Raw genomic sequence first — 21,256 nt, forward strand, 5'->3', positions numbered from 1 at the left:
GCTCCGGTTTAGGCTCTGGTTTAGGCTCGGTCTTTTCTTTATTTTCAGTGCTTACCGAGGAGCTAATCAGGTCATTTTTTTCAATATACTGTGGCCCTAACGAAATCTCTATTCCTAATTTAGCACTAGCTTGCGTACTATTTTGCAAGGCAATGGATGGCGAATAAAAAATTAAAAAAAATATAATTAAATGTACTAAAGCTGCAAGTAAAATTGCACCAGACCAAGCCCATACACCTAACTTTAAAGCTGTATCTTTCATTGCTGCGCCTGCTCAGTCAATAATTGTAATTTTTTGACACCTATACTATATAAGCCATGTGTAAAGCTTACTAGATGATTTCCAACAAGATCTGCATCAGCTTTTATAGTGATCACAGTGTTAGGACTACGCTTAATAATATCTGTAATCTTGGCAAGTAAATCCGGCTCTGATAACGGCTGATTATCTAGAGCAAAATGACCTTTCTTATTCATTAACACAACAATTGTCTCTGCATCTTTTGCTGTTTCACTACTCGAAGTGGGAGGAGTAATATCAAATGGCTCTGTTGCGCTTAAACTGCCTGCGATCATAAAAAAAATAAGTAATAAAAAGACTAAATTAATTAGCGGTAAAATACGTTCTTCTGTTTGATCAGGTCGTCGCTCAGGGAAATGCATTAATGTAACTCCAAAGGCATATTGGCGCTTATCTCAGTTTGATTATTTACCTGCCATGTTGGGTCTTGAACTAGCTGTAGAGGCGCTATTCTTTGCTCACTTAATACATCTAAAATGTCGATCAATGCCTGCACCGGAGTGTCACCTAAAGGTTGTAGAATTATTGCTTGTTCACTCGGCTTTACTTTGGCTTTCTTTAACAAACTACTTAGCGCAATTTCGTTGTTGTTAAGTAACAATTTATCGGTGGCAACTTGCACTAAAAACGGGGGTAAATCTGTTTTTAAAGACCCCCCTGTATTACTGCTACTATTTACTTCAACGCTATGCCATTTTGTAAAGCTCGAAGCTAACATAAAAAATATGAGCAAAATAAATACCACGTCAATTAGCGGCGTCAGGCTCACCAACGTTTTTCGTTTTGCTTGTTTAGCTGATAGTGTTGGAAATTGATTATACGCTTTTTGCATGCTCAGCCTGCATCGTGTTGACCTGCGAAAACACTACACTCTTTTGCTGTGCGTTGCCCTGATATAAAGCTTCACATCCCTGCTGCGACAAGTCAGTAATAAATACTTGTGTTAATAAGTTGTCCATTTCGTGGGCTAAGTGGTCTACTTGACGCTCTAAATAATTTAATAATGCCACCACAGGTATAGCCACACATAACCCCACAGCCGTTGTTAGTAGCGCCTCCCAAATACCACCAGATAAAATAGCAGGGTTCACTTTATTACCTGCATCTTCTAGTTGCTGAAACGCAGAAATCATACCCAACACAGTACCTAATAGACCAAGCAATGGCGACAAAGAAGCAATCACTTCTAATGGACGAAAGCCACGTCTTAAGCGAAACAGCGTATCACTACCAAACCTAAGAACGTCTTCACGTACCGCAGGCTCGGCAACATTGTGTGTAATCCCCCTAAACGCACGCGCCATTGCAAGCGTTATTGGGTTTGGATGTCTATTAGCTAAATTAAGTGCATCTTCACATTTTCCTTGCTGCCATAAAACAAGTACACGCTTTGCGAATTGCCGTTGCCAAATATGTGCTTTTTGAAACTGTATAAGCTTTATTAAAACAATGGTTAATGCGATTACCGACATCAACAACAGTATGTATACGACTGCTCCCCCTGTGTTTAAAAGCTCTATAGTCGTTTTGTACCAAGAGGGTGCGCTCATAACTTCAACATCAGCTATTTTATTTTCTCCCACATCTTTTGTTATATCAGCTAAAGCTGAATCAAACTCTAAAGGTGCAGCCTCACTGACACTAGTTTCATTATTAATTGCGGAAATAACTTGGCTATTATCTACACTGGCTGACTCCTGAGATGAACAGGTAAATGGAAATATAAATAGTACAAATATGATCAAAAAGAATTTTAATTTCATCAACTGCCTCAACTTTTAATTTTATCAATTTTTTATTTACCTACCGCTAGGCAAGCAAGAATGATTAAAACTACTTAACTACCGATATTTAATTCGAGATTGGCTGATAACTTTCGCGCTGCAAAAATTGCGAGTGCAGCACTACTAATTAGCAACAAGTCAATTGTTGCAACTGGCCAGTAAGCATCTGTAAATAAAGTTTTAATTATGTGGTCTCCGGTGGTGAGCCAGTTCAATACAACCGCTGCAATGGCAATAAAAGCTACTGCCCAACATTGCTCAGTCCATGCCTTGATATAACCACTGCGCTTATTTATGAGCACTCTGATCACGCCATGAAATAAACAACACATCCACACACTAAAAAACACATATACTTCAAGGTCACGGACTAAAACACCTGCAAATTGCACTGAGTTATTAAATAGTCGATTAGCTACTAAAAAAGCCCCCGTTGCGATAATAATGCCCATAACTGCGCTCAGGTTATGTACATTCATAAAAAAGATGCTAAAACGTGTGCCGTCATGTTTTTGATTGCGTGCCTGTGTCCAATGTAATAGTCCAGTGGCTATCAAAACACATCCCCCAAGCCCTGCAACAAAGTAAAACCAGCGTAATGGCCAATGATCAAACTGCACATAATGCATACCCGCTACAAAATTAAACACATTAGTAACGGAAGACGACTCGAAGTGCTCTAGCTCTGCACCTGTTGCAACAGAGAACCGTCGGTTATCCATATTTTGTGCAACACTTTTGTCACCACTTAAGCGAAGCGCAATCACACCTTCTGCATCCGCAGGATTACTTACCCGCACCATATAAACAGCACCATGCCCCAGCTCTTCCTCAGTGGCAGTAATTAAAGGGTCTATAGATGTTATCGTTGCAAATTCGCCGGACGCTTTAGGGGTAACTCGCCCTTGTGACTCACCAATAAAACGCCGCCTTGCAGGCGAATTACCTGCGCCTTCTTTGGCTTTAGGAGCTTTACTTTTACTATCGATTTTTTGGCGTGAGCGCGTAATTTCCTTAGCTGGAGTTTTCTGAGTATGTACTGCTTGAGGGTGCATTTGCTCATATACGGCATCGGGCGCTTTAGGAAAATAAATTAAGTGCGCAATCATTAATCCTGACAAAGTAATAACTAAGGTGAAAGGTAATAGTACAACGCCGGTTAGGTTATGCGCATCAAGGTTACCTCGGCTAAAACTACGCCACACTCTAAAGGAAAAGAAATCAGTAAATAATCTACGATGTATCACTATTCCTGAGACTAAAAGGCACAACATGCCAATGCTTGCAATACCCACCAGCCAAGCACCAATATTGCCTTTGCGTAACGTAAGATTATGGTGAAATGGATAAATAAAGCGACTTGCACCTCGCGTATTCGATGCAGGAAGCTGCTCTAACGTCACAGGGTGAAAACTATTTCGCTTAGCTATATGTGACTCTTTGGTATCATAACCCAACGCTAAAAAGGGCTTGCGCTCAGAAGGTAGTACGATACTCCATGCCGTAGCTCCCTCAGAGAGAGTATTGAGTAGAGGAACAATATCGCGATCAACGGATAATTTAGGTGCTGTATCCATATTAATTCGCGTTTGCGGCATCATCCAGCGATCTATTTCTTTATCGAATACTGATAGCGTGCCGGTCCAAAAAATAGCAAACAGTAAACCACTTAACAGCAACCCAGCCCAAGTATGCAAGACACTCATGTTAAATCTAAACCCGGTTTTCATACCAACGCCCCAGCTAACCAAGCTGCAACAAAGGTTATACCCGTAAAGCCGATCACATTTACCCAGGTTAATAACGTATTTCCGCGAGAAAAAGCCCACATTAAAATAACCGGTAAGTAGATAAAGCCTGTCATACTTGCAACAACAACAGCATCAGTCCACACCATACCTAAATGAAAAAGTACTGCCCCCGTAATATTGACAAGCTGCGAGCTGCTAATATAACAAAGCAAGCAAATAACAATTGAATGCACCACCATACTGATACTATAAAGCCATTTATAAACAGCCATAGTGTGATTAACGCGATTATTTAGATCAGTTAACACTGAGCCTTTTACGACCATTTTTTTCACCTAAAAATAAAAATAACATTACGGTTTATTGGTTTTTTCCACTGTGTTATCAAAATAAAAGTACGATATAACTTTGTTGATATAGCCCAATAAACGTGGGCACCACACCAAAGAAAATGCGACTAAAGTCGCCGCCAAACTTAATATTAAAACCCATACCAACGCGCCAAAACTAAAGCCATCATTAAACACCGCTAAAATTAATGACAATGCCACCATAAAAATTCCAATAAAACGCTGTGCTCTGACCGTACCTTGATTTGGAAAGGGTCCACCAATAACAGTACGCCAATGCTGAGTTTGACTAATAGCCCAACAACTAAAACCAACATAGGCACAGACAAACGACGCGATTAATCCGATGTGCATCATAAAATTCTTCAAAACCTCTCTTGATAATGAGCTCGTAACTTTACGCTAGTCCAAAAAGCACTGGCAGCCGAGATTAGTAGCACCAAGTCTGTAGCCGCTACAGGCCAGTAAGTATCTGTAAACACTGTTTTAATAAGGCCATCCCCTGTTCCCACCCAGTTTAAAATAACGGCAAAAACAGCAACAACAGCAATAAATCCACATTGCTGTGTCCAAGCCCTTAAGTATCCATATGATCTATCTTGTAAAACACTTAGCAAAGCATGCAACAAGCTAAGTAACCAAACGCTGAAAAATGCATATATTTCAGCTTTATCTCCCATAACAGCATCCAAATATGGGGATATATCCCTTACTCTGTTAGTAAGTAAAAACACACCTGTTGCAGCAATAATGCCGGTTATAACCGCAATATTATGTGCATTCATTAGAGCGACATTGAGAGGAGGGTTTAGGTTATTTTTATTACTCGCGGTGGTCCAATGCACTAAGCCCGTAGCAATTAATAAACAGCTACCTAAACCAGCAAAAAAATACAACCAACGAAGTGGCCAATGATCAAATTGGATATAGTGCATGCCACTTATAAAGTTCCAAATGCCAACAGCTTGCGAGCCAGTAAATGACCCTTTTGGCTCTCCTGTCATAGTATTAAAACGCTTATGATCATTACTTTTTGTAACCGAATCATCGCTATGTCTTCTAAACACAACAGAGCTATTAGTATCACCAGGATGATTTACTCGTACTAAATAAACACCTCCTTTACCCCAATCTGATTCAGCCTCTGAAATCATCTGTTCAATGGAGGCAAAATGGCCTTTTTCTCCGCTGGCAGACTCACGAATATGACCTAGCACCTTTGCTGAAAATAAACGCTGAGCATCTTTTTCATTCGCGACCTTATTACTATTCTCAACACTAATAGCTTGCTGATAAACGCGACTAATTAATTGAGGAAAATAGACTTGTTGTACAATAATCAACCCTGACAAAGTTATAACAAGAGTAAATGGTAGTAACACAACACCAGTTAAATTGTGCAGATCTAAATTAGCTCTGCTGAACTTACGAAATAAACGTAAAGAAAAAAAATCGGTAAATATTCGCCGATGAATAACAATGCCTGAAACTAACAGACAGAGCATTGCAATACTTGCAACCCCTACCAGCCATGCACCTAAATCATCTTTACGCAGCGTCAAGTTATGATGAAAAGGGTAAATAAAACTACTAGCATTAGGTCTATTCGCTTTTGTTAATGGTGCAAGCGTAACTGGATGAAAATACTCCCGAACATGGCGACGAGGCTTTTTATATGAAGCCGCTTTGATTACATATGGTATACGCTCACGCGGTAACACAATTGTCCAGTAAGCAGCTCCATTTTGCTGCTCACTCAATGGCTGAATAATATCTTTATCTACCGATAACGAAGATGTCACTTTCATTAAGTTAATGCGAGTATCTGGCATCATCCAGCGGTCTATTTCTTTGTCAAATACAGACAAAGTGCCAGTCCAAAATATTGCAAAAATAAGCCCACTTAAAATCAGCCCCACCCATGTATGAACAGGACCCATTCTTACTCGTATGTTAAGCTTTGCGTTTACTGCTTTTCTACTCATGCGCAAGACCAATTAATCAACCAGTCTCTAAACCATGTCGTTGTTAATGTGCAAGTAACGTCACATGGCATATTCAATAAAAAAGATGGAGTGTTTAAAAAGCTTACAGCCATAATCATTTTTCCAATTCGCTATAAGCCGTAATCAAAACAACACTTTCATGTTCATGAAGTAACTACGTCCACGCTCTGAAAACCTAAAAGCGCCAGTGTCTTCACGTACTTTAAAACGCTTTGCATCTGTAAAATTATCAATTGTGAAATTTAGACTAAGCCACTTATTAACGTCATAACTCAATCCAATATCTAAAGTCGCTAAATCTTTTTCACTTTTATCAACCGAGTTACGATCAAAATCAACTCGGGTAATTTGCCCTTCATAATTCGCTCTTATGTAACTAGATAACTTATCGGTTGGATAATAATTAAGGACAACGGAACCGGTGTGATCAGGAACACCAACTAACGAATTACCATCTAATTGCGCCAGAGTATCGCCAAAAGGGCGCGCGCCTGCAGGTGTATTAATAACAACATTACTGGCATCTATGGAAGAATCGGTATAGGTATAGTTAATTTTCAGCGCCAACTTTTCAGCTATATCCCAATTTCCCTCTAACTCAATACCTTGAATTGTTGCTCCATCAGCATTAAGCCACGTAGCCCAAGCTGGACATTCCTGCGAACCGACACTCCCAGAGTCGCAATACGCTGCAATAACGCCGTCATTGCCATCACTAAAGTAGTAAGATTGCGTGCTGAGTATTTTATTGGTGAAATCGTTGTAGAAAAAAGTTGTGCCAAAACTCAGGTTTTTATTGTTGTTATACATAGCACTAACCTCATAGTTGGTGCTTTTTTCTGGTTTTAAGTTTGGATTACCCATGATCACAAATTGATCATTACCGCCGCCGCGTGATGAGCCTGTAGTTTCATCAATTTGAGTGATTTTTGGACTTTTATAGCCCGTTGCAATACCGCCTTTAAAAGTTAAGTTTTCACTATAATTAAAAACAAAATAAGCACGTGGGGAAGTATGTTTGCCAAAAAATTCATTGTCAGTTAATCGAGCGCCTAACGTTAAATATAACTTTTGGCTAATAAGCTCCCACTCATCTTCAGTAAAAATAGCCCAATCAGTGACCTTTCTTGTGCCAAAACTACCTGAATGACCTCCGCCCAAATCACTATTGGCTTGTTCATCGTTAGTCCACTGCAAACCCGTAGTTATAAGGTGACGACCAAAACCGGTTAAAAAGCGCGCATCGGCAACTTTATTTTCCGAACTTGTGGTAAATTCGTAAGTTTTTGGATAACGATATCTTTCATAACTTTCTTGGTAATATTTGACTTCTAAATCACCCAGCTCAAAACGCTTATTGTAGGTTATACCCCAAGAGTCTCGTGTCCACTCTCGATCAACAGCGGACCGACTTGTTTGTTTTAACACGCCACCAGGATTGCTGGTATAACGCTGCTTTGAGGTTGAAAAATCAAATGTTAAATCGGTATCTTGATTGGCTATAAGGTTTAACTTACCGCCTAAAGTACGCTTTTGAGATTCTTGGTAACCGCCTAAATATTTATCCTCATCTTGCAGTATTTCACTACCCCATAAAGAAACACCCATAGTGTTTTTAATAATCGGCCCAGATAAGTAAAAATCCGCTTGGCGTTTATTCGACATCACACCACTATCAGGCGCTTGAAAGCCATACCCTACGCTGCCGCCCCATTTTTCAGGCGTTTTTTTGGTAATAATATTAATTACCCCACCCATAGCATCACTACCATATAGCGAGCTCATGGGCCCGCGAACAACCTCAACACGGTCAATAACTGATACCGGTGGTATGAAACTGCTATCTAGATCTTCATTATTTAATTCTCTTGGGTTAGCTGTTTCTGAGCGAACGCGTTTTCCGTCAACCAATACCAATGTGTACCCTTTAGGCATGCCCCTAATTGATATACCACTATTAGCACCTGAGCCAACAACGTTAACACCTGGCACTTCATTAGTAATATCTTGTAAAGAACTAAACGGGCGCTTTTCCAGAGTATCATTTGAAAGCACGCTAATACTTGCCGGTGAATTTTTGATTTCTTGAGAATATCCTGCAGCAGTCGTTACCGTTATTGGCCCTAAAGACAACGGCTGACTGTTAGTTTTGGCCTTTACTTTCTCTAACGTTACCGCATTTGTAGTGACAAACCGGTAACGTATATTAGTGCCAGACAATAAAACATTAAGCGCTTGAGCTGGGGTCAAATCACCTTTAACTTCAGCAGACATATACTGTGCTGTCGGTATCCCCGTGTATAAAACCTGAACGTTAGTAATAGCAGAAAAATCAGTAATAGCCTTTGACAATACTTTAGCTTCAAGATCAAATTGATAGCGTGCTGCGTGCTGGTGAGCAGTATTTTCAACTTGCGGTTTAACTGCAGTATTAGCCTGCAGTGAATGACTGGCTATGAACGCCAAGGTTAGTATTGAAAACAACCCAATACGTTTATTAACACGAAAATCCATTAAGCGCCCTTTAGTAAAAGTAATACGAATAATTTACACCTACAATTAAGACGTATCTCACTCACACTTTCCCCCAGTGCGGTTAAAAAAAATTATGCAGCTATTACAGCCAGAAAGAATTTAACTAGGGTGTGCGCTATTTGAAAGGTAAGAAAGAGGAGAAAAACTAACGCTTATTTAACCTGATCTTTAGTCAAGTTATTCACTCACACATTAATTTATTGTATTAATATTCGTTTTACTCTCAAGCCGGAGATAAATTTATTATTCGAAGTTCAGGTTCTTTAGTGCAACATGACTAAATAATCAGTTAGGCGAGTTTGTTTTAACGCTAAGGTTTCAGTGATCATTTCCAACGCAGCATCGGGGTCATTAATAGAAAACACACCACTAATCTGCAAATTATTAACTGAATCATCAGTAATAATTATTTTCCCTTTACGATAACGATTCAGTTTAGCAACAACCTCACTAAGCGCAGCGCTATAAAAAACAAGCTGCCCACGCTGCCAAGCATTAACCACTGCTGCATCAAATTCACTAACGGCGCCAATGCCCGTTGAAAAAAGCTTAGCTTGTTGATTTGCAGATAAGTTTTTCCTAAGTTTTCTAGCTTGATTCGACGTCAGTGCAACGCTTCCTTCAAACAGACTGACAGTGGCTGAGTCGCTATACAAACTAACATTAAATTGAGTGCCAGTAACAGTGACCGTCCCTTGTGTTGTATTTACCACAAAAGGGCGTTCACTATTTTTAGCAACATTAAATCTAGCCTCGCCTTGAAGCAATACCACTTCCCGTAACTGTTTGGTATAATTAACTTTAATTGCGCTATTAGTATTAAGGATAATTTCGCTATTATCATCCAGTTGCACAACTTTTTGCTCACCAACGTTACTGTAATAGTCACTTTGTAAGCGCAGCGGCCAGTTTTGTTGCCAACCAACACCTGCTATAGCAACAAAAAGCGCAACACTTGCAACGGCTGCATAAAATGGCCGTGATACACGCTTAATGAAGGTTTTTTGAACGGTTGGCTCTAATATTAAATCGTTTTCAGATAGTTCCGAGTGCGTCAGTACATCCCATAACGAACTCATATCATCGTATGCTACCCGATGTAAAGGGTCTGCAAGTAGCCAAGTATTGAACTGTGCTTTTAACTGACAGCCTTGTGATTCTTGAAGATCACTGTCGTGCATGCGGGCATGCCATACTGAAGCTTGCTCTAAGATAGCCTCCGGTATCTCAGCTGTATACTTACTTGCCATCTCAACCATACTGATTAAGCCTTACAAAAATACAACTTAACAAAAAGCAAATACCAATCAGAAAGTTTATTATAAAAATAACTTTTACTTGGTTGACCAACTTGATAAATGCGTAGTTAAAAATCGTTAAAATGGGTGAATAAATAAAAAAACTCAAACCTGTCGCCCCGCCTCTCGCAAGCATTGACGACAATGAACCATAGCTTTTGCAATGTGCTTTTCAACCGTTTTAATACTGATACCCAATATCTGCGATATTTCTCGCATTGTTAGTCCTTGCCTGCGATACAGTATAAATACTTCTCGGCATTTGTCTGGTAATTCGGCTATGGCCTGCTCTAATACAGCCAGTTGTTGTTTAGAAATTAATACATCAGTATGTGTAGGGGAAGGGCAAGCCACTTGCTCACATTGCCTTTGCTCTTGAGGCGACACTATTTGCGCTTGCCACTGCTGGGCTGTTTGTTGTTGACGAAATTGATCTACCAGCAGATTACTAGCCATGCGATATAAGTAAGCTTTTGGGTTACTGGGTAACTCAATATGCGTATTAACAGCACGTAGCCATGTTTCCTGAACGACTTCCTCTGCAACGTCAACAGAACCCGCACGCAAGCGAATGTGTTTTACAAGCTCACCATAATAAGTCTCAACGGCTTGTGCTAAGGTTTGAAAAGGAAATGAAGCCAAGGTCTACTACTCACCTTAAATGCAATGTTTCGTCAATAAACGCTAATAATAACTTTTTGCATTAGCAGATGTAAAGAACTCCAGCAATTAAAGGCCATACATAAGCAACAGTAGCTTACCCACTTATGCTTATGTATTTAACTATTTTGGCATTACTTACCTTTGCCTCGCCAGCCGCTCCATACATCATCTATATCATCGGCTTTATTTCTGTTCTTTTTCTTACCAGTACCTTCAGGCTTGGCCATTGGCTTGTCATTTTTAAGCGCCTCGGCGGCATCAAGGTTGGCTTGGTTTACGGCAAAGCCTGTTACTTCTTCACGCTCTAGGCGTAGTTTGTTTTTCTTTTCGATAATTTTAAAGTGATGAAAGTCTTCATAATCAATCAGTGATAACGCTAAACCTACTTCACCAGCACGGCCACTTCGGCCAATGCGGTGCATGTAATCAGCAGGGCTACGCGGTAAGTTAAAGTTAATCACTACTGGCAGTTTGGCAATATCTAAACCACGGGCGGCAATATCCGTGGCTATTAGTACTTCTATTTCGCCATCTTTAAACTTTTCGATTACCCGAGTACGTTCACTTTGGCCTTTATCGCCATGGAATACTTGCGCGTTAACGCCACGTTTTTCGAGCTTACTGGCTAAGTGCTCACAATCTTTTTTAGCGTTTACAAAAATCAGTGCTTGGCGCCATTGCTGCTGTTTAATTAAATGCGCTAAAACCGTAGTTTTCTCGCCTTTATTAACCGTAAATACGCGCTGTACTAAGGTGCTTTCGTCTTTATTTTGAACTTGTATTTCAACCGGATTAGTTAACAGCTCTTGGGTTAATTGCTTAACTTGCTCTGGGAAAGTCGCAGAAAACAACATGGTTTGCTTTTTAGCAGGCATAAGCGCTAATAAACTAGCCAACTCTTCGGTAAAGCCTAAGCTTAATAAGCGATCGGCTTCATCAAGCACTAAGGTGCTGACTCTATCGAGCTTAATCGCATTACTTGAAATCAAATCAAGTAACCGCCCAGGGGTTGCCACGATAATATCGGCGCCGCCACGAAGTGCCTGCATTTGGGTATTAACCGACACACCACCAAACACCGCAACGGTTTTTATTGCGCCATTAAAATTTGCAGAATACGACTTAACACTATCAGCCACCTGCACTGCCAGCTCTCGCGTTGGCACTAAAATCAGCCCTGTTACAAAATTACCTTTGCTAGCAGCTTTTTTAGCACCTTGCTCTAAAAAGAGTTTTTGTAATATAGGCAATGCAAACGTTGCTGTTTTACCTGAGCCGGTATTCGCCCCTGCAATTAAGTCACTGCCCGCCAAAATACTTGGAATTGCTTTTGCCTGAATCGGCGTAGGCTGGGTGTATTCAAGATCAGACAATCGAGCAATTAGCTCTGGGATAAGGCCAAGTTCGTTGAAATTACTAGGATTTGCGGCTGAGGTCATAAAAGGTGCGGGCTCATTACTAAAAATAGCCTGCAATTTTAGCGTATTTATTGCCCGTTAAGTAGAGATTAGTGATTTAAATGTAGTTTAGGTAACAGCTGAGCGCTTCGAGCTACAAATTACGAGCAGGTTTGTGATTTTTGTAAACTCGGATTTATCCCGCGCTTTTATTATTATGTTTAGAATAATCTTTTTAAACAAAGTATTTGGCTATGTTCCCAAGCTTTGTTGCAAAATAAAATCTGTAAGCCAGTAATTTGAAATTCCAGCCCCTTTAGAGCGGAGCTGGATTAAGTTTATTGATCTTTATTTATGTTAACTCCAGCGAATATCATGCTTACTTTTGGGCTTTGCTAATAGGGCGCAACACGACAATGGCCATTCCGAATAATAAGGTAGCAAGAATTACCATTCCTATTGCTCCAAAACTGTAAGCAAACCCTGCGATTCCAGACCAAATAGCGACACCAATATGCATCATGGTGATTCCCATAGACATTAATACGCCACGATGAGTTACCGATAATTCAGCGATATAGCTTTGTAAGGCCGGCGATCCGATCCCACCTGCCATCGACCAAAACGCTAACAACAAAAGCAGAATAGCCCAATGCTCTGTGGGATAAGAATAAAACCCGACACTAACAAGCAAACATACAATCAAAGCAACTCTCATTATTTGACGTCCATTGCCAAAACGCTGCATCAAACGGGGCATCAACATATTGCCAATCACACTTATTACCCCCAAAATGGCATATAAGCTCCCCACTAACCACATTGATACATTTAAGCTGTCACGTAAGTGCTGGCCAATAAGATTAAACAAACCAATACCGCCACCGAGACCAAAGCACATAGCAAGCAAGGCGCCTGCCGCACCTGGAATCGCCCATATTTTAACAGGTTGCTCTTTACTTATGTTTTGTGGACTCACCTTTTCAACTGGTAATTTGTTAGCAGCTAGTATTCCAAGTAAAGCAGCTACACACCAAGCACAAACTCCAAGAACGATAAATGCAGCGCGCCAAGAAAGCCATTCAGCTAAAATAGCTCCCACTGCAGGGCTCGCTATCATACCCAGAGTAAGGCCAGCTTGAACCCAAGCAATCCGTTTTACAGCATCTGCACCTGAAGAATCAGCGGCAATTGCAAAGGCAATAGGTAGCATACCTGCACTGGCAAGCCCTGTAAGTACTCGGGTCGTTAATCCCCATTCAAATGTATCTACTAATCCGGTCGCAATCGACGCAGCACCAAATAGCAATGCCGCAGGTAATAGCACCCACAAACGACCATGGCGATCAGATAATGCTCCCAATACAGGTGCAACCATTGCCAAAGCCACACTGTAAGCTGTAATAAATAAAGTGACCCGCTCTGGCTCAACTCCTAAATCGTTACCGATTGGAATCAAGATTGGCCCTAGCATCAGTTCATCCGCGCCCACTAAAAAAGCAATAAAGAATAATAATATTTTTAATAACATAGCATTTAACCTTTCACTACTTCTGCATATTGGGTATTAATAATAGATTGAATGTCCACTATTCGGTCTGGCCAATCAGCAACAAAGCTCTGCTCGTGTGAAACGATAATCACTGTTCCAGTGTATTCCATCAAGGCTTGTTTAAGTGCAGCTTTTACTTCCATATCTAAATGTGTTGTCGGTTCATCAAGCACTAATAAATTAGTCGGTTTTAATGCTAAACAACATAGCTTTACTTTAGTTTGCTCACCACCACTTAGCGATTCAATGGGCTGTATTGCTAATTTCCCCGCCACACCAAAACGCGCAAGCTGCTCTCTTGCGGTCTTATCATCCAACCCATCGCACACCGATTTGAGCAAATTTACCGGTGTCGCTTCAGGATAAGACCAATACAACTCTTGCTCAAAATAACCCAACTGCAAAACAGGTGATAATGCAATCACTCCCGATAATGGTGCTAATTCTCCGACTAAGGTTTTTAATAACGTTGATTTACCAATACCATTAAAACCTGTAATCACCACTTTTTCGCCACGCATAATAGTAAGAGAAATCGCTGGCAATAATGGCCTAGAGTAACCAATTACCAGATCCAATGTTTTAAGCATCTCTTGCGCATTAGAGGTTGAGCTTCTAAACATAAACGTTATTGGCTTATTTTGCTTAGGAGGCACCAGCCGTTCGATACGTGTTAGTTGTTTTTTGCGCCCATTAGCAATGCTGGCATTCACTCCAGCTCCATTTTTTGCAATGAACAGCTCCAACTTATCGATATGCTTTTTTTGAGCTTGGTATTGCTTAATATAAGCCGCATCATCATTGGCTTTCTGAGCCATAGACTTTGCCACATTACCTTTGTATTTTCGGATAGTTTGTCTATCTATATCGCATATATTAGTTGCGATACTATTCAAGAAGGCTTGATCGTGTGAAACCACCATAAACGCACCTTCAAACTCATTTAAGTACTCTGTTAGCCACTTAATATGTATAACATCTAAATAGTTAGTAGGCTCATCCAACAAAAGCACATCAGGTAAAAGTAATAATATCCTCGCCAACATCACCTTATGACGCTGTCCACCACTTAATTTAGCAAGTTGAGTCTGCATTCCAAATGCCGTGATCCCGAGCCCTTCAGCCATAGCATTAATTTTATTATCGATCACATAAAATGACTGACTTTCTAACTTTGTCTGGATCATTGCAGCTCGATTAAGCTGGCTTTGCTGAGTACTTTTTTTTGAGCAAGCATAAATATCTAACATTTGCGCTTCGAGTAAATACAGCTCAGAAAATGCTGTTCGCAAATAATCATATACCGAGAGCAAATCATTCATTTGAGCATGCTGATCAAGATAGCCAATTTTAATTGCAGGTTGCCAAATAATATCGCCCTCATCAGGTAATAACTCTGCTTGAAGCAGTTTAAGTAGGGTGCTTTTACCTACACCATTTGCACCGGTTACACCAACATGCTCACCAGCTAAAAGAGTAAACTCAGCATTTTGATATAAAGCTTTATCACCAATGTGGTAAGTAACACTTTTTAAATTTAATAAACTCATTGTTTTTACACCAAAAAAACGAGGGGCGGTATATGACATACCGGCCCCTCGTTTCAAGAATCATCGAAACTTTGTTTATGATTTTTTCTAACCATCAAAAACAAAAAAGGCCGACGATGAAGTTCATCGTCGGCCTTTTTCTGTAATGATCAGATACAACTACCCCTCCCTTATTTTAGAGGGATCACGTTATACCTGATGAAGATTCAGAAAACATCAAGCTCCGAGCAACACTTCATCGTGATAGTGCGCGGAGCAAAGCCTCCTGACAAAGTTCTTGAATAAGATGTAAAACATTACAGATAACTATAAAATTGAATAGTGCGGATTCTAGCTAAATATCTTTTTTCGGTCAATAGTTGAGCTGCGACGTATCCAAAGTATGCCTCTTTTACAACTGCCGGCTTTGGTTGATCCCGGTTCATTTTTGCTAATTTACTTTAAAATAAGACATACAAGCTCACACCAATGCTAGGCCTGCGTTTTTATCAATGGGGTATCTTGGCTTTTTAAGAACTCAACGGCCTTTGCTTGATATTCTTTAATAAAAGATTCTGAGGTTAATTTTTCTACCGTTGACAAAGAAGACCGCGCATATCCAACAACTTTACTAAAAGAGCGAGGGTGCTCTTTTCGCATTTGTTGTGCTTCCTTAACACCAAGTTCAAAAAATGCTGTTATATCGATTTTATCACTTGAAGAAAAACCTCTGTTCTGGAAGTTGATCCCTTCAAGAGAGCCCTTTACATCCATAACATCCCCCCAAAATGTTCCTCTGAGGCTTTCTGTGTTACCGCTTGCTCTTTGTGTATCCGACTCAAGTTTTCTCACCGCATCGACTATCCCTTTAAATTCATTGATCGACATATTACTAAAATCAAAGCCTTCAGGATTAAGCAGCGCACTATAGGGTGAGCTTTTTTGTGCTTCGCCAGTAAATGCAGCAATCGCTTCTGGCTCTGCCTCAGCCTCAGCCTCTATTTTAGCATCAGTATCTGTCACTTGCTGCTGAGGAGCTATCGGCGCTTTGGGTTGATTTGTGGTAGTAAGACTTACCGCTTGATGAATATTAAAATTGATTGTCATAAAAGTTCCTTTTTTAGTTGTTCTGCATTCAAGTATTTCTGTATCGGCTGACTTACTTATTAGTTTAGGACTTATTTTGGGTACTTCACCTAAATCATTTTGCTAGACAGATATCGCCATATATACATTGTAGCCATGACGAAAAAAGCCTGTATTTCTGGCACGTTTATTAGCTACTCTGTAGGGGTTAGTGGTTTTAAAAATGGCTTTGATGAAAATATTCGATCCACTAGTTAGAACGAAGCGACGTTGTTCATTGATTTAGCTAGATAAAAACCATAGCACGACGGCTAAAGTAACTCTATCTGACTTCAGGTTAGAGAAAAACGATAGAAACAGGCAGCGCAGCACATACTTTTGAGCTAATAGGTATTTACTAATTTATCTAAAAATAAATAGATCTTTTGGTTCATAGCATCATAGTCATGAGCAAGTAATACTTCTGGCTCCTCAACAAAGCGGTATTTTGCAGTTTCACTAAGATCATCATGCTCAATTAGCAAGGCTACAACCTCTTTAGTTAGCTCCATATGACATTGAAAACCAAATACTCGCTCATTATAAGCAACGATTTGCCTTGGGCAGCCCTCGCTATATGCGATGATCTTTGCATCAGGTGTCAGCCCCGGCATATCATTGTGCCAATGACCGACTTCTAACACTTTATCGAAGTGCTCAAACAAGGGGTGCACTAAACCTGCTGGTGTTAAAGTAATTGGAAATTTACCAATCTCACGCTCAGGACTATGTTCATAATGAGCACCTAATGCTTCACCAATCAACTGAGCCCCTAAACAAACGCCAAGTACAATTTTCCCAGCAGCAATCGCTTTTAAGATTAGGGCTTGCTCACCTTTTGCATCAAAATAAGGGCATTGTTCAATTGTTGTATTAGGACTTTGAGGGCCACCCATTACAATTAAAATATCAATATCTTTAATCGCATCTAACAGAGGGCTACCTTCATACACCTTAGAATAACTAATAGTATAACCCTGCATTCTAGCCCAAGTTTCGTATGCACCTGGCGCTTCAAAATACTCATGGATAATAAAGTGAATATGCATTTTTTTGCCTTTTAAATAACAGAGGCTCACGATGATATACCAAATCAGAGCTATGCGTTTTATACTAACAGACACAAAACATCGATAAACCGCCACCATGCAAGCTAACGAGCTAATCCAAAGTTATACTCATAAACAGCTAATAACAAAAACAATTCATATGCCTGCTGGTTACGTTGATGATTTTCACTCACACCCATGGCATCAAATAGTGTTCCCATTTAAAGGTTTACTACAATCAAGCATTGGTGGTAAAAGCATAATCGTGCCTCACAATGCAATGCTATACATACCCGCAAACACGTCTCATAAATCTGTAGCAGTCACGAATACTGAGTTTTTAGCCGTTTATCTTAATCCTGATGTATGGGTAGAGTATGCAAGTGAAGCTAAATCCTGCCTTGTAACTCCATTCATTAAACAGCTCATATTGCTCTTGTTTGAAAATGATATGAGCCAACAATCAGAATCCAATACTACTCATTTATTACTCGTGCTCAGAGATCAAACTGTCATGGCTAATAGTTATGACATCCCATTATTACTGCCAACCGATAAACGCCTGCTAGCAATTTTCAAACAACTCAAGCAACAACCTGATTTGTCATTCACGCTAAAAGAATGGGCTAAAAAAGTAGGGGCATCAGAACGCACTTTATCGAGAGTTTGCGCAAAAGAATTTAATCAATCTTTCTCATTGTGGCGGCAAAATATAAGACTCGTTTTATCTTTACAACTTTTGGATTCAAAGAGGTCGATTCAAGATATTGCATTAGAGTTAGGCTATACCTCTGATTCAGCTTACATTTACGCATTTAAGAAATTATTTAATCAGACCCCGAGTAAATATCGTCGCGATAGCTTAGCTCATAACTTAACGTTGAAAATTTAAAAAATCATTTAGAACTACTGGATGCATAATAGGACTTTTTATCGATAAAATATCGAAAAATTAAGTACCTGCTTGTATTACAGGTTTTTATTAAGCTGAGCTTCTAGCCGAATGCGTGTATCTTGTAAGTAATCTACATAAGGGTATGAGCCGTCTGCAATCGCTAAAGCAGATTCCACCTTTTCAAGAGCTTGGCGAGTATCACCTTGTATTTCATAGCCATAAGATAAAGCTGAAAGCGCATCGACTGATTTGGGGTGGTTTTTTATATTGTACTTAAACACCTCAATAGCACGGGTAAACTGCTTGCTGCCCGTTAAGTTATAACCGAGTGATCTAACAGCGCGATCTGGGGGCGATATCTGCTCACCCCATTGTTGAGATAAGTTTTGATAATAAGCATCAATAGACGCTACATCGTCAGTTAAAGCACTGATTGGCATTTGTTTAGGTAAAAATAAGTTGTGATAGGCATTAAATGCCCCAGCAACGGAAGTCAGGTTATGCGACACACCATCAAACGCATCACTAAAGAAGCGTAGCCCCTGCACTTTATGCGATTGTATAGCTTGCTGCAATTCATCGTACCTTTCGCGCATGATGCCGGCTTCTTCGCCAATATTGATGTAAACGTAACTGTTAAGCTCTTTCGTTTTAGCTATAAACGACTTTGTGCTTTTTACCGATGCGCCATAGTTCCACCAAACTGCAGGGCTATAAGCAATATGCGCTTGGAATAACTCAGATTTGGCCTGCAACGCATATAACGCAAATACACCACCCGCAGATGCGCCAGAAATCACTTTATAATTATGCGTACGATAATTCTTATTAACTAAAGGAATGAGCTCTTGTTCAAAGAACGCTAAAAACTTATCAGCACCGCCCCCTTCACCAACTGGGCCCTGTGGCTCCTTGTTCACGGTAGGATACATATCTCTAAGTCGATTAGTGTTTTCAATAGCGACAATAATAACCTCAGGCGCACGATTATCATTTTGTAAACGCTCAATAACAGCACTGGCAAGCGGTATATTACCCGCTCCATCTAGGCGATATATAACAGGGTATACCTTATTTGGCTCAGCTTGATAGCTCTTTGGTAATTGCACTGTAACTGTGCGCTCTTCATTTAAAACAGCCGATTTAAATGTATGCGTGTGCACAGAGTAATCTGTACTTTGTTGTTTAGTGTTAGATTGTGCAAAGGTATTTTGTGAACTAAAAACAAAAAAGCTAACAAAACACAGAGTGGTGAGTAAACGCATAACTAATCCCTTAGAAAATAATGTGTTACTTAAGCTAACAGAGTTTCAGGCACAAAAAAAGCGCATTAATTGCCTTTTATTACTTGTGAAATGAGAATTAGTTATTTTAATGTGTTTTAGGTAACAGCGTCGAGTTACAAGCAGGTTGATGCTGTTTATCGTATTTAGTTTTTATTTTCGAATATTTCGAATGTTGACTTTATTGCGAATATTTCGGATACTCACCGCATTGTACAATTTGCACTCGAAAATAGTAAGAGAGAAAAAATGAACACAGCTACTAAATTACCCAGCGCTGAAGAAATAGCACTCGCTAAGCTTGGTAGCCAAGAGCTATCAGCTGTTATACAAGCCAATGGCGAGGCGCAAAGAATTAATGTGGTTGATCAACTAGGTAAATCTCATGAAGTAACGATTCCTGCAAGCGCATTAAATATGATGATCGAAGTGCTTACTCAATTAGGGCAAGGTAACTCCGTTAGCATCACCCCTATTCATGCTGAGCTAACAACGCAAGAAGGTGCTGATATGCTGAATATGTCACGCCCAACATTTATAAAACTCCTTGATTCACAAGAAATCCCATTTACTCGCACGGGGAATCGAAGGAAAGTCGCTTTTGCCGATCTTATGCAATATAAACAACGCCTAGAAGAGCAGCGTTTAGCATCACTTGCTGAATTATCTGCATTAGATCAAGAAATGGATATGGGCTACTAATGTCATCATATACGGTAATCTTAGATGCATGTGTTATGTACCCTGCTCCACTTCGTAGCTATTTGATGTACTTAGCCAATACAGGTTTATTCCGAGCTCGATGGACAGAGCAAATACATGATGAATGGACTCGTAACCTACTTAAGAACAACCCAAGTATTGAGCATAAAGCACTTGAAAGAATCAAAACGCTCATGAATGCTAACGTTCCTGATTGTTTAGTTGAAGGCTATGAGCCTTTAATTAACGGACTATGCTTACCCGACCAAGATGATAGACATGTAGTTGCAGCAGCCATTAAAGGCCAAGCAGAATCGATTATTACTTTTAATTTAAAAGATTTCCCAACACAAGAACTTGAGCCGCTCGGTTTAACAGCGATCCACCCTGATGAATTCTTATGTGATATGTTCGAATTAGATAGTAGCGCTTGCGTAAAAGCCGCTCAACAGCAACGAAGTTCATTGAAAAAGCCACCCATGACGCAAGAAGAGTTTTTAGCCTGTTTACAAAGACAAAAACTACCAAGCTTTGTATCAAAACTAAAACGCTTTAGTTTGATGCTTTAGTTATGGCTTTCATTAAAATAAGCAAAATTGCAGTGATTGAACTCCTATTTGATTAAAGGCAAAAAGAAAAACGCCATTTATTCACGATCATAAAATAGCCGCTAGTGAGACCCTCTGACGATAGTCTTTGCATATCATTGCTAAATTAGCTAATTTAGCTTAATGGTTAAAATCTAATCCTTATCAATGTCTAATAAAGCGATTTTCAAGCAAATAAAACAGGCTTTTGCTGAAGCACCTCGTAACCAGTACACGGCTGAGCTTCACCTACAAATGATTAAATTTGCTGATGAGTTAAAGCACATCACGGCGAAAGAATTTTGTGAGGAAATGGGGTTAAAGCCTAAAGTATCCCCAGAATTAGCCTTTATATATCAATGAACTAATAGTATTAAAAAATGTGGGAAGCGAGGGAACATTCATGGTGTTTTGTGATCTTATGAATCGCTTAAAAACAACAGAGCTAA

21 protein-coding genes are annotated in these 21,256 nt (G+C 39.8%); 4 read left to right on the forward strand and 17 right to left on the reverse strand.

Features of this window, described 5'->3' with window-relative positions:
- The 16 genes from H5187_RS20365 to H5187_RS20440 all read right to left on the reverse strand — a co-directional run.
- A partial coding sequence (locus H5187_RS20365; RefSeq protein ID WP_182798238.1) for a hypothetical protein occupies positions 1–262 on the reverse strand: 262 nt, incomplete at its 3' end.
- On the reverse strand, positions 259–663 hold the full coding sequence (locus tag H5187_RS20370; protein WP_182719654.1) for a biopolymer transporter ExbD: 405 nt from the start codon (positions 661–663) through the stop codon (positions 259–261). The genes H5187_RS20365 and H5187_RS20370, both read right to left, overlap by 4 nt.
- Positions 663–1,133: a biopolymer transporter ExbD gene (locus H5187_RS20375; RefSeq protein WP_182719655.1), complete on the reverse strand. Its 471-nt coding sequence runs from the start codon at positions 1,131–1,133 to the stop codon at positions 663–665. Before H5187_RS20375 ends, H5187_RS20370 begins: the two co-directional genes overlap by 1 nt.
- Entirely contained in the window at positions 1,117–2,064 is a 948-nt protein-coding gene (locus H5187_RS20380; RefSeq protein WP_182784924.1) for a MotA/TolQ/ExbB proton channel family protein, read from the reverse strand. The genes H5187_RS20375 and H5187_RS20380 overlap by 17 nt, the downstream gene beginning before the upstream one ends.
- Before the next feature lie 74 nt (positions 2,065–2,138).
- Positions 2,139–3,815: a PepSY domain-containing protein gene (locus tag H5187_RS20385; RefSeq protein WP_182798239.1), complete on the reverse strand. Its 1,677-nt coding sequence runs from the start codon at positions 3,813–3,815 to the stop codon at positions 2,139–2,141.
- Positions 3,812–4,162 (reverse strand): hypothetical protein, encoded by a 351-nt coding sequence (locus H5187_RS20390; protein ID WP_182719658.1) that lies wholly within the window; start codon positions 4,160–4,162, stop codon positions 3,812–3,814. The genes H5187_RS20385 and H5187_RS20390 overlap by 4 nt, the downstream gene beginning before the upstream one ends.
- A gap of 27 nt (positions 4,163–4,189) precedes the next feature.
- Positions 4,190–4,543, reverse strand: a complete 354-nt coding sequence (locus H5187_RS20395) for a DUF3325 family protein (RefSeq protein WP_182719659.1) — start codon at positions 4,541–4,543, stop codon at positions 4,190–4,192.
- A gap of 8 nt (positions 4,544–4,551) precedes the next feature.
- Entirely contained in the window at positions 4,552–6,171 is a 1,620-nt protein-coding gene (locus tag H5187_RS20400) for a PepSY domain-containing protein (protein WP_182740150.1), read from the reverse strand.
- Positions 6,172–6,315: 144 nt separating this feature from the next.
- A complete protein-coding gene (locus H5187_RS20405; RefSeq protein WP_182718831.1) occupies positions 6,316–8,706 on the reverse strand; it encodes a TonB-dependent receptor in 2,391 nt (796 codons plus the stop codon).
- Between the two features lie 284 nt (positions 8,707–8,990).
- Positions 8,991–9,986, reverse strand: a complete 996-nt coding sequence (locus H5187_RS20410) for a FecR family protein (protein ID WP_182718830.1) — start codon at positions 9,984–9,986, stop codon at positions 8,991–8,993.
- A 144-nt stretch (positions 9,987–10,130) separates the two neighbouring features.
- Positions 10,131–10,667 (reverse strand): RNA polymerase sigma factor, encoded by a 537-nt coding sequence (locus H5187_RS20415; RefSeq protein ID WP_182718829.1) that lies wholly within the window; start codon positions 10,665–10,667, stop codon positions 10,131–10,133.
- 152 nt (positions 10,668–10,819) lie between these two features.
- Positions 10,820–12,127, reverse strand: coding sequence for a DEAD/DEAH box helicase (locus tag H5187_RS20420; protein ID WP_182768254.1), 1,308 nt, complete (start codon positions 12,125–12,127; stop codon positions 10,820–10,822).
- Between the two features lie 337 nt (positions 12,128–12,464).
- Positions 12,465–13,616, reverse strand: coding sequence for an MFS transporter (locus H5187_RS20425; protein ID WP_182718827.1), 1,152 nt, complete (start codon positions 13,614–13,616; stop codon positions 12,465–12,467).
- A gap of 5 nt (positions 13,617–13,621) precedes the next feature.
- Positions 13,622–15,226 (reverse strand): ABC-F family ATP-binding cassette domain-containing protein, encoded by a 1,605-nt coding sequence (locus H5187_RS20430; protein ID WP_259398521.1) that lies wholly within the window; start codon positions 15,224–15,226, stop codon positions 13,622–13,624.
- Between the two features lie 432 nt (positions 15,227–15,658).
- Entirely contained in the window at positions 15,659–16,273 is a 615-nt protein-coding gene (locus H5187_RS20435; RefSeq protein WP_182798240.1) for a hypothetical protein, read from the reverse strand.
- A 362-nt stretch (positions 16,274–16,635) separates the two neighbouring features.
- On the reverse strand, positions 16,636–17,340 hold the full coding sequence (locus tag H5187_RS20440) for a type 1 glutamine amidotransferase (RefSeq protein ID WP_064435637.1): 705 nt from the start codon (positions 17,338–17,340) through the stop codon (positions 16,636–16,638).
- 97 nt (positions 17,341–17,437) lie between these two features.
- Here H5187_RS20440 and H5187_RS20445 point away from each other — a divergent pair, with 97 nt between their 5' ends.
- Positions 17,438–18,232, forward strand: coding sequence for an AraC family transcriptional regulator (locus tag H5187_RS20445; protein ID WP_182718825.1), 795 nt, complete (start codon positions 17,438–17,440; stop codon positions 18,230–18,232).
- 77 nt (positions 18,233–18,309) lie between these two features.
- Here the strand turns inward: H5187_RS20445 and H5187_RS20450 are convergent, their stop codons facing one another.
- The gene (locus H5187_RS20450; RefSeq protein WP_182718824.1) at positions 18,310–19,500 is read right to left on the reverse strand and encodes an alpha/beta hydrolase-fold protein; all 1,191 of its coding nucleotides are present in this window, start codon (positions 19,498–19,500) and stop codon (positions 18,310–18,312) included.
- A gap of 267 nt (positions 19,501–19,767) precedes the next feature.
- Here H5187_RS20450 and H5187_RS20455 point away from each other — a divergent pair, with 267 nt between their 5' ends.
- From H5187_RS20455 to H5187_RS20465, 3 genes are all read left to right on the forward strand, one after another.
- Positions 19,768–20,220: an excisionase family DNA-binding protein gene (locus H5187_RS20455; protein WP_182718833.1), complete on the forward strand. Its 453-nt coding sequence runs from the start codon at positions 19,768–19,770 to the stop codon at positions 20,218–20,220.
- On the forward strand, positions 20,220–20,789 hold the full coding sequence (locus H5187_RS20460) for a PIN domain-containing protein (protein WP_182784914.1): 570 nt from the start codon (positions 20,220–20,222) through the stop codon (positions 20,787–20,789). Before H5187_RS20455 ends, H5187_RS20460 begins: the two co-directional genes overlap by 1 nt.
- A 186-nt stretch (positions 20,790–20,975) precedes the next feature.
- Complete coding sequence (locus tag H5187_RS20465; RefSeq protein WP_182798241.1) at positions 20,976–21,170, forward strand: transcription factor; 195 nt, start codon at positions 20,976–20,978, stop codon at positions 21,168–21,170.
- The last annotated feature ends 86 nt before the right edge of the window (positions 21,171–21,256 follow it).

Origin of the sequence: Pseudoalteromonas sp. SG44-1, assembly GCF_014164315.1 — a bacterium.
GTDB lineage: Bacteria > Pseudomonadota > Gammaproteobacteria > Enterobacterales > Alteromonadaceae > Pseudoalteromonas > Pseudoalteromonas rhizosphaerae.

Bases quoted from the DNA above. Each gene is read 5' to 3' on its own strand.
- H5187_RS20435 (WP_182798240.1), bottom strand. From the start codon at position 16,273: ATGACAATCAATTTTAATATTCATCAAGCGGTAAGTCTTACTACCACA.
- H5187_RS20460 (WP_182784914.1), top strand. From the start codon at position 20,220: ATGTCATCATATACGGTAATCTTAGATGCATGTGTTATGTACCCTGCT.
- H5187_RS20390 (WP_182719658.1), bottom strand. From the start codon at position 4,162: ATGGTCGTAAAAGGCTCAGTGTTAACTGATCTAAATAATCGCGTTAAT.
- H5187_RS20370 (WP_182719654.1), bottom strand. From the start codon at position 663: ATGCATTTCCCTGAGCGACGACCTGATCAAACAGAAGAACGTATTTTA.
- H5187_RS20445 (WP_182718825.1), top strand. From the start codon at position 17,438: ATGCAAGCTAACGAGCTAATCCAAAGTTATACTCATAAACAGCTAATA.
- H5187_RS20395 (WP_182719659.1), bottom strand. From the start codon at position 4,543: ATGATGCACATCGGATTAATCGCGTCGTTTGTCTGTGCCTATGTTGGT.
- H5187_RS20400 (WP_182740150.1), bottom strand. From the start codon at position 6,171: ATGAGTAGAAAAGCAGTAAACGCAAAGCTTAACATACGAGTAAGAATG.
- H5187_RS20385 (WP_182798239.1), bottom strand. From the start codon at position 3,815: ATGAAAACCGGGTTTAGATTTAACATGAGTGTCTTGCATACTTGGGCT.
- H5187_RS20405 (WP_182718831.1), bottom strand. From the start codon at position 8,706: ATGGATTTTCGTGTTAATAAACGTATTGGGTTGTTTTCAATACTAACC.
- H5187_RS20410 (WP_182718830.1), bottom strand. From the start codon at position 9,986: ATGGTTGAGATGGCAAGTAAGTATACAGCTGAGATACCGGAGGCTATC.
- H5187_RS20450 (WP_182718824.1), bottom strand. From the start codon at position 19,500: ATGCGTTTACTCACCACTCTGTGTTTTGTTAGCTTTTTTGTTTTTAGT.
- H5187_RS20430 (WP_259398521.1), bottom strand. From the start codon at position 15,226: ATGTCATATACCGCCCCTCGTTTTTTTGGTGTAAAAACAATGAGTTTA.
- H5187_RS20420 (WP_182768254.1), bottom strand. From the start codon at position 12,127: ATGACCTCAGCCGCAAATCCTAGTAATTTCAACGAACTTGGCCTTATC.
- H5187_RS20425 (WP_182718827.1), bottom strand. From the start codon at position 13,616: ATGTTATTAAAAATATTATTATTCTTTATTGCTTTTTTAGTGGGCGCG.
- H5187_RS20380 (WP_182784924.1), bottom strand. From the start codon at position 2,064: ATGAAATTAAAATTCTTTTTGATCATATTTGTACTATTTATATTTCCA.
- H5187_RS20375 (WP_182719655.1), bottom strand. From the start codon at position 1,133: ATGCAAAAAGCGTATAATCAATTTCCAACACTATCAGCTAAACAAGCA.
- H5187_RS20465 (WP_182798241.1), top strand. From the start codon at position 20,976: ATGTCTAATAAAGCGATTTTCAAGCAAATAAAACAGGCTTTTGCTGAA.
- H5187_RS20440 (WP_064435637.1), bottom strand. From the start codon at position 17,340: ATGCATATTCACTTTATTATCCATGAGTATTTTGAAGCGCCAGGTGCA.
- H5187_RS20455 (WP_182718833.1), top strand. From the start codon at position 19,768: ATGAACACAGCTACTAAATTACCCAGCGCTGAAGAAATAGCACTCGCT.